The 15,641-nt window shown below is 45.8% G+C and carries 18 protein-coding genes; 8 read left to right on the top strand and 10 right to left on the bottom strand.

From position 1 onward, the window contains the following. Positions 1-54 precede the first annotated feature (54 nt). Positions 55-1,239 carry a tetratricopeptide repeat protein gene (locus OJ16_RS15905; RefSeq protein WP_040992228.1) on the bottom strand — a complete coding sequence of 395 codons (1,185 nt, stop codon included), beginning with the start codon at positions 1,237-1,239 and terminating at the stop codon, positions 55-57. Positions 1,240-1,650: 411 nt separating this feature from the next. Between OJ16_RS15905 and nagB the strand changes: the two genes are divergently transcribed. Continuing rightward, the gene (nagB, locus tag OJ16_RS15910; RefSeq protein ID WP_040992229.1) at positions 1,651-2,451 is read left to right on the top strand and encodes a glucosamine-6-phosphate deaminase; all 801 of its coding nucleotides are present in this window, start codon (positions 1,651-1,653) and stop codon (positions 2,449-2,451) included. 106 nt (positions 2,452-2,557) lie between these two features. On the opposite strand, the gene OJ16_RS15915 is transcribed toward nagB, so the two are convergent. After that, positions 2,558-2,914 (bottom strand): hypothetical protein, encoded by a 357-nt coding sequence (locus tag OJ16_RS15915; protein ID WP_040992230.1) that lies wholly within the window; start codon positions 2,912-2,914, stop codon positions 2,558-2,560. Positions 2,915-3,152: 238 nt separating this feature from the next. Between OJ16_RS15915 and OJ16_RS15920 the strand changes: the two genes are divergently transcribed. The 3 genes from OJ16_RS15920 to arfB all read left to right on the top strand — a co-directional run bounded on the left by OJ16_RS15920 (position 3,153) and on the right by arfB (position 5,428). After that, positions 3,153-3,488, top strand: coding sequence for a hypothetical protein (locus tag OJ16_RS15920; RefSeq protein ID WP_040992231.1), 336 nt, complete (start codon positions 3,153-3,155; stop codon positions 3,486-3,488). Between the two features lie 156 nt (positions 3,489-3,644). Then, on the top strand, positions 3,645-4,952 hold the full coding sequence (locus OJ16_RS15925) for an alpha/beta fold hydrolase (RefSeq protein WP_040992232.1): 1,308 nt from the start codon (positions 3,645-3,647) through the stop codon (positions 4,950-4,952). A gap of 62 nt (positions 4,953-5,014) precedes the next feature. Beyond that, positions 5,015-5,428, top strand: a complete 414-nt coding sequence (arfB, locus tag OJ16_RS15930) for an alternative ribosome rescue aminoacyl-tRNA hydrolase ArfB (RefSeq protein ID WP_040992233.1) — start codon at positions 5,015-5,017, stop codon at positions 5,426-5,428. A gap of 105 nt (positions 5,429-5,533) precedes the next feature. On the opposite strand, the gene OJ16_RS15935 is transcribed toward arfB, so the two are convergent. The 3 genes from OJ16_RS15935 to OJ16_RS15945 all read right to left on the bottom strand — a co-directional run bounded on the left by OJ16_RS15935 (position 5,534) and on the right by OJ16_RS15945 (position 7,551). Beyond that, positions 5,534-6,361, bottom strand: coding sequence for a hypothetical protein (locus tag OJ16_RS15935; RefSeq protein WP_040992234.1), 828 nt, complete (start codon positions 6,359-6,361; stop codon positions 5,534-5,536). Between the two features lie 117 nt (positions 6,362-6,478). Then, positions 6,479-6,907 carry a MarR family winged helix-turn-helix transcriptional regulator gene (locus tag OJ16_RS15940; protein ID WP_040992731.1) on the bottom strand — a complete coding sequence of 143 codons (429 nt, stop codon included), beginning with the start codon at positions 6,905-6,907 and terminating at the stop codon, positions 6,479-6,481. A gap of 14 nt (positions 6,908-6,921) precedes the next feature. Then, a complete protein-coding gene (locus tag OJ16_RS15945) occupies positions 6,922-7,551 on the bottom strand; it encodes a cytochrome b/b6 domain-containing protein (protein ID WP_040992235.1) in 630 nt (209 codons plus the stop codon). A gap of 156 nt (positions 7,552-7,707) precedes the next feature. Between OJ16_RS15945 and OJ16_RS15950 the strand changes: the two genes are divergently transcribed. Next, complete coding sequence (locus OJ16_RS15950; protein WP_040992236.1) at positions 7,708-8,139, top strand: cytochrome c; 432 nt, start codon at positions 7,708-7,710, stop codon at positions 8,137-8,139. 252 nt (positions 8,140-8,391) lie between these two features. Here OJ16_RS15950 and OJ16_RS15955 read toward each other — a convergent pair whose 3' ends face one another. The 5 genes from OJ16_RS15955 to OJ16_RS15975 all read right to left on the bottom strand — a co-directional run bounded on the left by OJ16_RS15955 (position 8,392) and on the right by OJ16_RS15975 (position 11,889). Next, complete coding sequence (locus tag OJ16_RS15955) at positions 8,392-8,850, bottom strand: YaiI/YqxD family protein (RefSeq protein ID WP_040992237.1); 459 nt, start codon at positions 8,848-8,850, stop codon at positions 8,392-8,394. Positions 8,851-8,997: 147 nt separating this feature from the next. Next, positions 8,998-9,333, bottom strand: coding sequence for a YkvA family protein (locus OJ16_RS15960; RefSeq protein WP_052810394.1), 336 nt, complete (start codon positions 9,331-9,333; stop codon positions 8,998-9,000). Between the two features lie 229 nt (positions 9,334-9,562). Continuing rightward, entirely contained in the window at positions 9,563-10,687 is a 1,125-nt protein-coding gene (locus tag OJ16_RS15965; RefSeq protein ID WP_040992238.1) for a M20 family metallopeptidase, read from the bottom strand. A gap of 9 nt (positions 10,688-10,696) precedes the next feature. Continuing rightward, on the bottom strand, positions 10,697-11,164 hold the full coding sequence (locus OJ16_RS15970; RefSeq protein ID WP_040992239.1) for a YjiG family protein: 468 nt from the start codon (positions 11,162-11,164) through the stop codon (positions 10,697-10,699). Next, the gene (locus OJ16_RS15975; protein ID WP_040992240.1) at positions 11,164-11,889 is read right to left on the bottom strand and encodes a nucleoside recognition domain-containing protein; all 726 of its coding nucleotides are present in this window, start codon (positions 11,887-11,889) and stop codon (positions 11,164-11,166) included. Before OJ16_RS15975 ends, OJ16_RS15970 begins: the two co-directional genes overlap by 1 nt. Positions 11,890-12,306: 417 nt before the next feature. Between OJ16_RS15975 and nhaD the strand changes: the two genes are divergently transcribed. From nhaD to OJ16_RS15990, 3 genes are all read left to right on the top strand, one after another. Continuing rightward, positions 12,307-13,740, top strand: coding sequence for a sodium:proton antiporter NhaD (gene nhaD / locus OJ16_RS15980; RefSeq protein WP_040992241.1), 1,434 nt, complete (start codon positions 12,307-12,309; stop codon positions 13,738-13,740). A 138-nt stretch (positions 13,741-13,878) separates the two neighbouring features. Continuing rightward, a complete protein-coding gene (locus tag OJ16_RS15985) occupies positions 13,879-14,190 on the top strand; it encodes a hypothetical protein (RefSeq protein WP_040992242.1) in 312 nt (103 codons plus the stop codon). Between the two features lie 187 nt (positions 14,191-14,377). Next, complete coding sequence (locus tag OJ16_RS15990) at positions 14,378-15,574, top strand: DEAD/DEAH box helicase (protein WP_040992243.1); 1,197 nt, start codon at positions 14,378-14,380, stop codon at positions 15,572-15,574. Positions 15,575-15,641: the final 67 nt, after the last annotated feature.

Here is a 15,641-nt window from a genome sequence, read left to right on the forward strand (position 1 = left end):
GGTGCGGTATGGATATCGACGACACAGAAAACCGAGTTTCAAACTCTAGCGACATTACGGAGCGAGTTTGTCCATCGGTGAATGTGAGAAGTTTAAAGGCGCATTGCTTGTCGTTGAAGCGGTGGTGGCAGTTGCCGTTGTCGCTTCTTGTACGTGACCATATTGTGAACCTTGTTCGTCCTGCAATACCTCGTGCTCTGGGGCTTCAGCATCCAAAACGGTTGATGGGTCATACAACGTATAATCAATATCACGCTTATAAAGTTTATTCAGCGCTTTGATCAGTGCATGCTTACCCACTTTATTATCCATGATTCGTTTCAGCATCGGCTTCGACAACGATTGTAAACCGACAACCGTGTCCACACTCAAGTTCAATGCCACTTGTTCTCGCAAAACTCGTGCTTCTTCATGGCCCATTTGTCCGGCCAAAAACAACCAAATGTAAGCGACAGAGCGGCCACGAAGTCCATGACCAAGCCACACTTCCCCAGCTTTATACATCGCGGGGGTATACCCTTTCTCAGCCGCTCGTTCTAACCAGTAACACCCTTGGGAAAAATCTTCTTCAACCCCAATTCCGTGTACATAGTTCATGCCGAGTTTCATCCGCCCCTCATTATTGCGTAATAATGCGGCTTTTCTATACCATTCAGTCGAAGCTTGCGGGCTTGGGTTTGGGTTTTCGGGTGCGATCATCCAATCGCCCAGAAACAACATCGCTGGAATATATTGTTGAAGGGCCGCTTCTTCCATCAAACGGTAGCCTTTGTCTATATTTTGTTCGACACCGCGACCAAAATACAGCGCTTCTGCCATCTGAACTTTTGCGTTTAAATCACCATCCATCGCAGCAATCGCGATCTTCCAGTACTTAGATTGCTCTCTGAGCACCATATCGTCACGCATCCGAGTGCTGATACGAATAATCCCGTACATTCCTGTGACACTGTCTAGCAAAGCCGCTTTGTTATACCAATACAATGCCTTACGTAAATGGTTACGTTCTGCCTCTTTGGCTAAATACAAGATCATGCCAAGATCGCCATTCTCGGCTTTGCTAATTCGCAATTGTTCTTCTTGTTTGCGATCGCGCTCTAAGGCTTTTCTATAGGCGACTTCTCGCTGTCGGCGTTCTTGTTCTAACCGCTTTTGTTGATATGAATGTGCCAGCATCCAAAGAAACATCAACAGTAGCAGCAATCCAGTCGCGCCAATTGCAATACCCATTATATTCATTACTCTTACGCCACTGGTTGCATTGATGATTGTCTTTACTGATTCTATATCGGCTTAAGGGTGAAAATATTGAGCGTTTTACACCTATTTCCACACTGTTTTTGACTGCTGAAGCATAAGCTAACTGGTGTTTATTAGCGATACTTGATGTGATTTTCTTCTTACATGCTTTGTAAGAATGTTTCCCAACCATCCTATTTATTGATAGTTCGCCGAATAAAAAATCAAAACATTTCATTAACAATACTCATCTAAATAGACGATTAGCAAACGTGTGCGTTATGACATAGGGCAGCATTTTGAAAAGAAATGACAATAATTGACCAAAAACAATAGAAGAACCATAACACTTATTTTATAATGCGAATTAATGTATGCAGCAGATCACATTCTAATAATTAGGGGCAAAAAATGAGACTTATCCCGCTTCAACAAGCAGCACAAGTAGGTAAATGGGCAGCAGCGCATATCGTAAAACGCATTAACGATTTCGCACCAACTGCTGAGCGTCCATTCGTTCTAGGTCTACCAACTGGTGGTACGCCTCTAACAACTTACAATGCACTAATTGAACTGCACAAAGCTGGCGAAGTTAGCTTTAAGCACGTCGTTACTTTTAACATGGATGAGTACATTGGTATCCCTGCGGATCACCCAGAGTCATACCGCTCTTTCATGTACAACAATTTCTTCAACCACGTTGATATCCAAGAAGAGAACATTAACCTTCTGAATGGTAATGCTGCAGACATCGACGCAGAATGCCAACGTTACGAAGACAAAATCAAAGCTTACGGCCGTATTCACCTATTTATGGGCGGCGTGGGTAATGATGGTCACATCGCGTTTAACGAGCCAGCGTCTTCTCTGTCTTCACGTACTCGTATCAAAACATTGACTGAAGATACTCGCATTGCAAACTCACGTTTCTTTGACGGCGATATCAAGCAAGTGCCTAAATACGCACTGACTATCGGTGTGGGTACGCTTCTTGATTCTCAAGAAGTCATGATCTTGGTGACAGGCCACAACAAAGCTCAAGCACTTGAAGCTGCGGTTGAAGGCAGTGTTAACCACCTTTGGACTGTTTCTGCACTTCAGTTACACCCTAAAGCGGTGATCGTGTGTGATGAGCCAGCAACTCAAGAACTTAAAGTGAAAACCGTTAAGTATTTCACTGAACTAGAAGCTGAAAACATCAAAGGCTTCTAATTTTTACCACGTGAAAGTGGAAAGCGTTATATGAAAAAAGAGGCCTCGGCCTCTTTTTTATTGGTGTAAATAATCGCTTTTAACCGCACATTGATGGTGAATTCCGCTAGGCTAGATTCAAGATCAATTCATCATCTGTCATGTACTTATGCTTGCTTGTCGCATTGCGTAAATGCATAAACATTAATTCAGGAAAGCCCGGGGCTAATAGTGAGTTAGGCTCCCAGCAAACGCCGCCAATAAAAATATAACGCCCTTGCTTACTGTCATCATGCAGTGGGTTATTTAATGGCGTAGACAGCTCAGCACGGCACCCTTCAATCACACAGACCACCTTGCCCTTTGCAATGCCGACAACACAATTGACGAGGTTAGCTTTCATACCGCATTTCCAGGCTTGGCGAGTGGCCATTTCAAATCCCACTTTCCGCACACCTTTGTGTACATTCACAATTAAGTTCACTGTATTGCCACCTTTATCATCCCTAAGAACACAGAGTACCGTGTAAAGAAACATCAACACGACTGATTGATTCCGGAAATTCTCATCCAGTGACAATTTTATCGGTGCCCTTATACAAAAATGAATATCACTGATTTAGGCAAAAAATTATTCTCAATTATAAGACGTGTTTGTGTCCCTGTTGCGTATCCGGCTCCTATACTAAGAGAACATTCTGGCTTTCCTCGGGACGATTCTTATGAATACTGTCATTTTTGCCGTACTGTTATTAACCACCCCCGCCTCTTCCATTGGGCCAAACTCATTACCGCTAAAATGCGAGTTGTTAGACACGTCAGATACCTTTCTATTTTATCGAGAGCAGACGGTCTATCTAAGCGAACAGTTCGTTTTATTTCAGAACTTTAAAGGAAGAGTCGTGACTCAAGTCGATGTCAAAACCGGAGAGTTAATTCGCACCACTTACTTAGGGGCTGACTACCAACCTAACTATCAAATTTTCAAAGGGCTCTGTCAGGATACTCGACACGTCCTCGATTTTTGGAAGCTTGATAATGTGCCTTTTGATCGATAACCCCCCGGCCTCAATCAAAAAAGCGAGTTGAAAGCACCCACATACCCACTTCATACATTATGTTTTTACGATAAGCCGTTAATGTGCGCACTGACGATTGGTGAAATAGCGAATTCACAGTAAAGTAGTGATAAAGCAACGTTAGGAATCGTTTTAATGACACAAGCACAAGCCTTTATTAATGACGGGGTTCACTATCTCCCGCACTACTTCACCGTACCGCTGAACTATCGCGATACCAATCAAGGTACGCTAACGCTCTTTGCTCGTGAAGTGCGCTTAGCCGGTGATGAGCTCAGTCATAAACCTTGGCTGGTGTATTTTCAAGGCGGCCCAGGCTTTCCTGCTCAGCGCCCAAATGGTCATGGTGGCTGGTTAAAACGCGCTTTACAAGACTATCGTGTCTTGCTGCTTGATCAACGCGGCACCGGCCACAGCAGTGTTATATCTCACCAAACCTTAGCGCCTTTAACCGCCACACAACAAGCGGAATACTTAAGTCATTTTCGTGCGGATAACATTGTGCGAGATGCAGAATTTATCCGCCAACAATTCGCAGTAGAGCAATGGGCGATTCTTGGTCAGAGCTTTGGTGGTTTTTGCTCTTTGACTTATCTGTCACTGTTTCCCCAAAGTCTATTACGCAGCTACATTACTGGTGGAGTGCCGTCGATTTGTCGCCCTGCCGATGATGTTTACCGCGCGACATTCAAACGTACCATGGATAAGAACCAAGCGTTCTTTCGACAATTTCCTCAAGCGCAAAGCCTGTGCCAAGCCATTGCTGATCACCTAATTGATCATGAAGAATTCCTGCCTAACGGCCAGCTTTTTACCGTCGAGCAATTTCAGCAAATCGGCATTAACTTCGGCATGAGCGACAGCTTTATTGCAACGTATTACCAGCTCGAAAATGCCTTTATTGAAGTATCTGGGCAACCTCAGCTGCGCTACGAATTTCTAAACACCATGCTCAGCGAGCAAGGCTTTCAAACCAACCCCATCTACGCCATTTTGCATGAATCGATTTACTGCCAAGGTAACGCATCAAATTGGAGCGCTCATCGCGTACGTAATGAATGGGCAGCCTTTAACTATCAAAAAGGCCAGCCATTTTACTTTACCGGCGAAATGGTCTTCCCGTGGATGTTTGAGCAATACACCAACCTCAAGCCTCTGCAACAAGCGGCTGAAATACTCGCTGCGAAAACCGATTGGCCAACGCTCTATAATGCTGAGCAGTTGGCGAACAATACGGTGCCTGTCAGCTGTGCGGTCTATGCCGATGATATGTTTGTGGAAATGGATTTTAGCCGTGAAACACTGGCCGGTATCCCAAATGCGAATGCTTGGATTACCAATGAATATGAGCACAACGGCCTTAGAGCCGATGGGGAGCGTATTCTAGATAAACTCATAGCCATGGGTGAACAAACGGCCGCGATGCTAAAGCCGTTGTGCTAAAGTAAGCACGACTCAATGACATTCTCTATCAACAAGACGCCCTCATTAGGGGGCAACAAATTATGCTAACAATATCGAATACCGTCACTCTACAAGCTTGGGAAATTCAATTAACCGCCATTCGCGCCCAAGGCGCCGGTGGTCAAAATGTGAATAAGGTTTCCTCTGCGATACATTTGCAATTTGATATCAACCACTCTTCTTTACCCGCTTTCTATAAAGAGCGGTTATTGGCGCTAAAAGACTCGCGCATCTCAAAAGAAGGCGTGATTACGATTAAAGCGCAGCAATTTCGTACTCAAGAGCAAAATAAAGAAGATGCGCTCAATCGCTTAGCGGAACTCATCAGAGCGGCAACCGTCGTGCAAAAACATCGCCGTGCGACTAAACCCACCAAAGGGTCGAAAGAACGTCGTCTCAAAGCGAAAGGCATTAAGAGCCAAACCAAATCACTACGTGGCCGCTTGCGCGATTAAAATCATCCTGTTCGATTGCATCAGACCATAAAAAAGCCGCCTAACGATAACGCTAGGCGGCTTTTAAACAATCAAAATATCGCTATCTAAATCAAGCCGATCGGATTAAAAACGGTGGTCGATAGAGACAAAAGCGCTTTTACGATCGCCAAGCCCGACTTCTCCAAGCAAGTACCAGCTGTCTGTCACTTGGTATTGCAAGCCCAATAACGGGTTCCACTTAGTAGTGAGGTGCTGATTAACCGTAAATTTTGCTTTTTCAGGTAAATGTGCGTTGATATCTTTTAAGCTACCCGACAGTGTTTGCTCGACATCTTGATACATGGCTCCCGCCCATACGCGAAGAGGGACACCATGCTTAGTAAGGTCATAACCAACACGTGGTGAAATCACTATCGCGTCGATTTCACCATCAATAATCGACAGCTTGGTCTTAGAATAATTGACGTCAACCAAGCCAAATACATTCTTATAACCACCCGCAAGCACAAAGCCCAATCCTGAAGTATACCCTTCAAGATCCAATTTAAAATCAATCGGCGCCATTTTAGGCGAGCGAGCATTTTTTCTCGTTATCGACACTTCCGTTTGGGAGTAACCATCCAGAGCGCCCAATAAACCGTATACGTTAAGGAATGGCAGTAACCATACATCAGCACGGAGCGTCATTACTTCGGTTTTTTGCGTACCACCGTTTGCTTCGAGTTCGAGGCCAAATACATCAACGATAGGCATTCCAGTCAATTCTATCGAATCAACACTGATGCCTTGCTCTAGTGTCATATAGCTTACGCTAAAGCCCACGGCTTTCGGCAGTTCATAACCGAGCGCCTCCGCCTTGTCTTTCCAAATAGGCAGCGAAAAAGATTCGGCTTGTGCAGAGAATGAGAACAGCGAGGTCACTAAGGTGGTGAAGAAAGTACGTTTAATCAAGGTCAGGGTACATCAGCAAAATAATCAGCGCGCATCATACTATGACGAAACCAAAAGTAAACCCTGAAGTTTACCTATTCTCGACGCGCCTTTTATCACCTTGACAAAACATGGCGTTTACACCGCTGCCACCATTTTTTTAAGCAAAGCGATCATCTGTGCTTGCTCTTCACTTTCTAAGCTACTTAGCATCGCTTGATTCACCGCTATTGGGATAGGCAATAACTGCTCTTTCAGATTTTTACCCTTGTCTGTCAAATAAATACGATATGAACGGCGACTATTAGGATCGGCTCTGCGCTCCACCAAACCTAAGTGTTCCAGCTTGTCGAGTGTGCGTGTTGTCGTGGAGTTCTCCACTTTCGATTTTTCCGCGATGTCTCGCTGTGTCACCCCTTCCTCTTCCCACAAACACATCATGGTGGGCCATAGGGCAACACTTAAGCCTTGTTTTTTCAGCTCAGCATCGAACATTTTTTCCGCTTTAACGGCGACGACGTTAATCATCCAACCAAAACTCGATTGTCTATCAAAGGTGTCATTCATCATTAGACCATTACTTAAATAATTGATAATGCAATTATTGCCATAGTAACTAATGAGGCGACGACTAGCATTAAAAATGCGTAGCCTTGTGAAGCAAATACAACCGGCTGTGCAGAGTCAACTTGCGATTGCACGCCAGTGATCATCGCCTTAACCAAGCCTTTGCCACGTAATTTATACAGTAAAATCGCCGCGAGGTGCACCGCCACCAGCGCAGGCAGAACTTTCGCTAACACGACATGCGTCTGCACTAATAGATCGAAGACATCGTCAGTTAACCATAAGTGTGCCAGTGGCAAACCATCGAGTAACCCAGCCAGAGCAAGCCCGGACAAACATTGGATCAATAGTGCCAACAATAGGCTAATCACCATCCAAGCCCCTAGCGGATTGTGTCCTACTTTTGCCTTAACTCGGCCTACCGCGTATTGCATTGTTGTCATTGGAGAGGACACAAAATAGCGAAAGCGACTGGTTTCACTACCAACCACGCCCCAAATCAATCGCCATACAATTAAGGTCAATAGTGCTAAGCCCAATTGTACATGCGGGCCATTACCTGAGTGACCACTTACAAGTAATCCCATAAACAGCAACGCTTGTAGCCAGTGATAAAGACGTGTCGCTAAATCCCAAATTTTCATATTGACTCTCATTTCTCGTGTATTCAGTCATTTAGGTGTGAAAACATTCGCACCGTTATTGTCTTGCCATTTAATTTACATGACAACTGTTGCGATCGCAACTATTGTTGTGTAAATTAGGTTTCAACGACAAACTACTCTACAGAGCGTAATAATATGAATCTTGCCTTAGCCCTACTCACGTTAATGACCCCATGTCTCGCACTTGCCAATAGCAGCGCCGATATCATTAAAGATCGCCAACAACATTTTGTGCATATCGAACAGCAACTTGATAAGGCTTCGGAGAGTTTGGACGGAAGTGATACTGATTGGGCACAATTGGAGATCACCGCATCACAACTAAAAGCATCCGGCGAATACTTACAGCACAGTTTTCCACAAGGGAGCCAAGACGGCAGCAAAGCCAATGAGAAAGTCTGGCAGCAGCCCGCTGAATTTGGGCAATTGATGAATGAAATGGACCAAGGCTTCGAAGAGCTCTATCGCGCAGTGAAACAACAGAACGCAGAGCTTGCTGAGCAAGGCATTGATGCTGCACAGCAAACATGCCGCAGCTGTCACCGCAGTTATCGTTCTCGCTGGTAAGGCCTTCTTGGCCAGGCATTAGTGGCGAGGCACTGATGACATCAAACTGAGCGCATGGGTAAGTCACGCTCGTCACTCATGTGTGAATAGCTGCATGAGCACAAGTAAACGTAGTCAAGAGAGACGGACTAGCGAAAAGAAGGTGAATGCTTACTATACCCAGCCTCCCCCTAAGACAAGGGGATCGTGAGCATCGACTCAAATCGATGCCATTTACTGGGTATATTGAGATGGTTCGGTTAGAACGACGGGCTACTTTTGCGCACGCTGCCACTGCACCAACCATTTGTCGAGTTGGTTGGCAAATTGTTGGCGATCGGCCTGATTCATTGGTGCAGGTCCACCACTTTGAATACCGCTACTGCGCATTGTTTCCATAAAATCACGAATATTCAGGCGTGCTTTTATGTTCTCTTTGGTAAATAACTCACCGCGTGAACTTAATGCGTGGCCACCTTTGGTGATCACCTCATCAGCCAGTGGAATATCACCGGTAATAATGAGATCGCCCGCTTCTGTACGTTTTACAATCTCGTTATCGGCAACATCAAAGCCCGCTTCTACTTGCAAACTGGTTATATTGGCCGCCGCCGGAGTACGGATAAACTGGTTAGCAACAAAAGTCACTTCTACGCCAGTACGTTGCGCGGCACGAAATAGCACCTCTTTGATCACGACAGGACACGCATCCGCATCAACCCAGATTTTCATATTAATTCCACTTATTTAATTTGGCCAAATTGTAACGTCAGACTGACGATTTGTCTCACTGTTGTTCGCCAAACTTGTCGCCAAACTCTTGCGGGTATTGATGATACAGGGCGCACTCCCTCTTCTCTTCTCTTCTCTTCTCAATGCTTACTCCCCCATTGAGTCCCATTTGTCGCGCGCTGCTTGTTCATGCTGTTCGGTGATCGCATTGCCAACCGTGTTGGCAGCCAATGTCATCGCCGCCATATCATCGGTAAACCCTACCCCAGCTAACACATCAGGCACCATGTCAGTAGGCAAAACGAAATAAGCCAATGCGCCACCCAATATCGCCTTATGGCGTACCGAGGTTTGTGAATCGGTCATCGCCAACCAAGATTTGATGCCCGTAACGGCGATTTCTTCACCTAACTTCTTCGCTGACCGTTTGACTTTACGCCAAAATGTTCGTTCATCAGGAGCGGATTTCTGCTCATCAAGCATTGCCAGCGTGGGCTCTGCAACCTTATTTTCCTGCGCGCCAATGGGTTCATTCAGCGACTCTATTGTGGAGTTCATTTTTACCTCCCGACTTTATTGAAACAGAATTATGTTGGCCATTTTACCTCAAAGTTTAGCCGTCGTTAGATGAACATGGGATTAATGATAAAAAAATCCCCCAACCGAGGTTGAGGGATTGTATTGGGGAACTAAATTGGCACTGCGCGAAAAATTATTTCGCTAGCTTCTCTAGTACACGCATCAACATACGGATACGTGGCTCAATCGATTCCAACAGCAAGTATTCTTGATCGCTGTGGAAACCTGCGCCAACTGGGCCGAAACCGTCCAGTGTTGGTACGCCTAGAATTGCCGTGTTGTTTGCATCCGAACCACCACCAACTTCTTTCCAGTTGATTGCGATTTCAAGCTCTTCAGCAGACTCTTCGACTAATGCCATTAGCGCTTCAGTCAGTGGGCTTGCCACCATTGAAGGCTTGTAAGCCTCACGTTCCATCGCGATAGAGACACCATCAACGAACGGTGTTTCAAGCATTGCACGTAGCTTAGTGTCAACATCGTCGTACTCTTCGTTGCTCCAGAAGCGAACATCAATCACAGCGTGAGCAGCTTCAGGAACGATGTTTGCGCCAGCACCACCCGATACCACGCCAACGTTTAACGTTGTGCCTGATTCGAAGTTAGTCATCGCATTGATCGCAAGAATCCAGTTTGCCATCTCAGTGATTGCACTACGGCCATTTTCAGGTTCGTTACCTGCATGAGCAGCCACACCCTTAAAGGTGATTTTGTAACCCGCCATGCCTTTACGCGCTTTCACTAAACCGCCGTCTGCACGAGCCGCTTCCGCAACCAAAACGTTTTTCGCGTTTTTCGCCACAGACTGAATCCATTCAACCGAATCAAGAGAGCCTGTCTCTTCATCTGGGTTCATACAGATACAGATAGACAATTTGTCTAGCACCGCTTGATCGAGGTTACGCATTGCGTAAACCACGTTTAGCAGACCTGATTTCATGTCTGAAACGCCAGGGCCGTAGGCTTTTTCTGCATCGTTCGTCATTGGACGAGCGGCTGCCGTACCCACTGGGAATACGGTGTCCATGTGACCAATCATCATCACGTCGATGATTTCAGCGTCTGGCTTATTGCGGATTTCTAGGCCAAGACCGGCTTTACCACAATCGACACGTTTAACACTCCAACCCGCCATATCCGCAAATTTTGCTTCAAACTGAGTTGCGATGAATTCGATACCTTCAACGGTGTAAGTGCCACAATCCACATCAATCAGTGGGCGAAGCTCTTCTAGATATTCATTTAGAGAAAAATTCATTACGTATCCTTAAACAAATAGGTTCATCACAAGCATTGCACCAAACGCGTTCAGAACAGAGATAGCGATCATCACTGGGATGTAGCGACCTTCTGTGCCGATAGGACCCATGATACGACCCATGTATTGAACTTGAGAACCCATTAGGTAGATAGCCGGTGCAAGAATCGCAATGTGTGCACCGTTTAGGATACCTTGGTCAAACAAAGTGATCACAACGCCCACAGCGCCGCCCATTGACATCCATGCGCCAATCAGTACTGCTGCCGCTTCACCAGGAAGACCAAAAATTGCCATGATAGGAGCAAAAACCGTACCCATCAGATCCAACGCACCCGTAATTTGTAGTGCTTTGATGATTACGAATGCCATCAATACGTTTGGTACTGTAGAAGTCGTTGCGATTACCCAGCCTTTTTTAGCGCCTTCAACAAAGATATCAGTAACCATTGGTTTTTTAGCTTTAACTTCGCTCATTATGCTTTCTCCTCTTGTAGACGTGCTTCTTCGTTTTTATCTTCTTTGCCTTCAGTGATGTTTAGGTAGATGCGGAATAAGTTAGCGCCTACAAACTTGAATACAAACATCACCGCGACAGCAAGACCGATAGAAGACGTCACCGCCATAGAACCATCTGCCAGCGTTAGCGTAAATAGCACTGCGCCTGACGAGAAGAAGTTAACGATTGCCGCACCAGCAGTGAACTGGAACATAGTAAATACATCCGTTTCACGCTTAGTTAGACGGCCTTCATCTTTCAGCTGACGCGTCATTGCCGCACCCGCATCCGTACTTTGTAGAGAAGCGATCAAAGCTAGACCTGAACTACCTGGGATACCCATAAGAGGGCGAAGTAGTGGTGTAAGCAGTTTGCGTGCTGCATCAAGTGCACCGTAGTGCTCAAGAACATTGATGACGCCCAAAGCGAACATAACGGTAGGAATTAGCGTTAACGCAAAGATGAAACCATCGCGAGCACCGCTACCGCCTTTACCACGGAATGATGTCATTGTCGCTTGCACGCCATCAGCCGTTTCTTGCACGCCGTATGCCACGCTACCGAACGAGCCATTTAGCGTCGTAAAGTCGAAAACACCGTACCATTCACTCGATTGCATAGCACCAGAGAAAAACACAACAGCGAAAGCCAAAGCAACATAGCATCCCCATGTCACCTTGCGATCTGTATTGGGAGTGGACATTTTTACACCTCAAAAGTTTTTAGGAACAGACCTCGCGATTCTGGGGCAATTGCTGTGCTAGAGAACTGATCCGTATCAAATCGACATTAACTCTGTTCATATCCTGCAATCTAACGTCACATTTTGTGACAATACGCATGAATATGAACACGCGCCAACTCAAGTTAATAACAATTCCAACGATAAATATTCATGGAATTAGTGATAAGTATTAAATATTTAGCCAATTGATTCGAATTAAGGCGACGTCACACCCAAACAAATTAATAGCACCTAGACTAAAGTGTTGTTTTATTAATCGCTTATTCCAAGTGCGCTTGCGGTAACGTCGTGAGAATAGGCAACCCAACCTCAAACCACCGACAACCAAACCACATTGCATCGGATGGGAATGTGAATACTTAAGGAGTTGAGTGAATGACAAGATTATGGCCAGCATGCGCCACCTTATTACTTTTCCCCGGTGTGGTTTTTGCCTCTGGCAATGATGAGCTTCCCCTCGCTCTCACGCAGTCCACAACGGGTTATGTGGCGCTGGTCATTTTCACGGTGGCTTATGCCCTCGTCATGCTTGAAGAACACCTGCAATTGCGCAAGTCCAAACCCGTTCTCTTGGCGGCGGGGTTAATTTGGGCGATGCTCGGCTATGTTTACTCACAGCACAATCAAATCGAGATTGCCAAAGCCGCGCTCGAGCACAACTTGCTGGAATATGCCGAATTGCTCTTATTTTTGCTCGTCGCCATGACGTATATCAATGCCATGGAAGAGCGGAAATTATTCGATGCCTTGCAAGCTTGGATGGTTGGAAAAGGGTTTGATTTCCGCGCGCTATTTTGGCTCACGGGAGTCTTAGCCTTTTTGATCTCGCCGATTGCCGATAACTTAACGACCGCTCTATTGATGTGTGCCGTTGTCTTAAAAGTGGGCGGCGATAATACCCGTTTTATCAATCTCGCTTGTATTAACATCGTCGTCGCCGCCAACGCGGGCGGCGCATTCAGCCCATTTGGGGATATCACCACCTTGATGGTGTGGCAGGCTGGCCATGTTTCGTTTTCTGAATTTATGCCGCTCTTTATCCCCTCCGTCGTGAGCTATGTGGTGCCCGCCATGATCATGTCGCGTTTTATTCCACGGACGAAACCCAATGTCGCCCATGTTCATGTTGAACTAAAACGTGGCGCACGACGTATTGTCGGCTTATTCATTTTAACGATCGCCACCGCCGTCGCTTTTCATGCCGTACTCCATTTCCCACCGGTGATTGGTATGATGATGGGGCTTGCCTACTTACAGTTTTTTGGCTTTTTCTTACGTCGAACCTTAAAACGCTCTCTTAAGCGCAAAGCCATGGCGGCCATCGCGAATCGAGACGATTTCGCGTTAAAACGTTTAGGTTCAGTCGTTCCCTTCGATGTATTTCGTCGTGTTTCCCATGCCGAGTGGGACACATTATTGTTTTTCTATGGGGTGGTCATGTGTGTCGGCGGGCTCAGTTTAATTGGTTACCTCAGCCTTGTATCTGAGGTCATGTATCTTCAATGGAACCCTGTATGGGCCAACATAATGGTCGGTATTTTATCCGCTATTGTCGATAACATTCCCGTGATGTTTGCCGTTCTCACCATGGACCCTGACATGTCGATGGGTAACTGGTTATTGGTCACACTGACGGCAGGGGTTGGCGGCAGTTTGCTCTCCATTGGGTCTGCGGCGGGTGTCGCGCTTATGGGAGCAGCACATGGTAAATACACCTTCTTCGGCCATTTGAAATGGATGCCCGTCATTGCACTCGGTTACGCAGCCAGCATCATGGCCCACCTGTGGCTAAACAGCGCACTATTTTAGAATAGAAAAAGTCATATTAAATTAGCCAGTTAGCACTCACTTACTGGCTAATTATTATAAAACATCTCGGTAAAACAGGAAAAACACATAACTTGGTCAATACTCAATAGTGACTTTGTAAACAATGAGAGGTTCACCATGGTTCGTATTCCCACCCTACTTTCTCTTCTTTGTGCCTTAATTATTAGCCCGTTAGCACTGGCCGATCATCACGCAGACGCCGTCGATATGGATGCTGCAAAAGACAAAATGATAGAAAAAGGTGACAAAGTCATGGATGAAAACCATGACAAAATGATGGATAAGCAAGACAAGATGATGGACAAGCATGACGGTGATATGAAAGAGCATAAAACCGAAATGAGATCTAAAATGCAGCATCACGAAGAAGATAAAAAGAAACTCATGAAAGCGGCCGAAGATACGGAAGTGAAGAAAGAGATGTTCTAAGCAAGTCGAGCTAAACGTTCTGACTATCGCCTCAGCGATAAGGTCAGGTTTGAGAAGCCGTCAGCGGTATACCTGCCTCAAATCAGGCGGGTATATATCCATAACATCTCTGATGGCTTCATGCTAAACTTAGCGCGATAACAAGGGGCGAAAAGCCCCTTTCCACTTTTTGATGCAGAGTTTAATCATGCCATTCTCAACACTTGGTTTAAGCCAACCAATCACAGACGCACTAAATCAGCTTGGCTATACCAAGCCAACCTCGATCCAAACTAAAGCGATTCCTGAGATTCTAAAAGGCCAAGACTTACTTGCTGCCGCACAAACCGGTACCGGTAAAACGGCCAGTTTCGTGCTTCCTATCTTAGAAAAATTGAGCAAAGGCGAAACTCAACGTAAAAAACGCATCCGCGCACTGATCTTGACACCAACACGTGAACTGGCGTGCCAAGTAGAAGAGAAAGTGCGTGACTATGGTCAAAACCTGCCACTAACATCATTAGCGATGTACGGTGGTGTTGACGATAAATCACAAAAACAAGCGCTAATCGAAGGCGTCGATATCCTAGTCGCAACACCAGGTCGTTTGCTGGATCTTTATGGCCAACATGCGATTCACTTCGATGAAGTTGAAATGCTGGTGCTAGATGAAGCTGACCGCATGCTGGATATGGGCTTTATCGAAGACATCAATAAGATCCTAGATCGTCTACCAAAAGACATTCAGCACCTTCTGTTCTCAGCAACGCTATCAAACAAAGTGCGCGATCTGGCTAAAACGGCGGTGTACGACCCATATGAAATTTCAATCGCGGCCAATCAAGCGTCTAAGAAAAGCATTGAGCAGTGGTTGATCTCGGTTGATAAAGACAAGAAATCAGCGTTACTGAGCCACCTGATCAAAGAGAACGATTGGGATCAAACCCTAATCTTCATCGAGACCAAGCATGGTGCCGCTAAACTGGCACAGCAGCTAGAGAAACGTGGTATTGAAGCGGAAGCCTTCCACAGTGGACGTAGCCAAGCGGTACGTACTCAACTACTGCAAGATTTCAAAGCCGGTAAAATTAAATACATGATCGCAACTGGCGTGGGCGCTCGTGGTATCGATATTGAAGGTCTAACACGTGTTATCAACTATGACTTGCCGTTCCCTGCGGACGAATATGTACACCGTATCGGTCGTACTGGTCGTGCCGATGCGCGCGGTGAAGCGATTTCGTTTGTGTCACGTGATAACTTCAAAAACCTGTGCATGATTGAAAGCCGCTTAGGCCATTTGCTAGAACGTCGTGAAATTGAAGGATTTGTACCGGCTAAACCGCTACCTATCTCAATTTTGAATTATGTTCCTATGCATAAGCGCATCAATAAAGACGCGTAATAAGCGCAGAGCACTTCAAGCAAGTAATCGATGACCAAGTACGCGGTGACTTTCAAACACCGCGTGC

It is taken from the genome of Vibrio renipiscarius (assembly GCF_000827885.1).
Taxonomy (GTDB): domain Bacteria; phylum Pseudomonadota; class Gammaproteobacteria; order Enterobacterales; family Vibrionaceae; genus Vibrio; species Vibrio renipiscarius.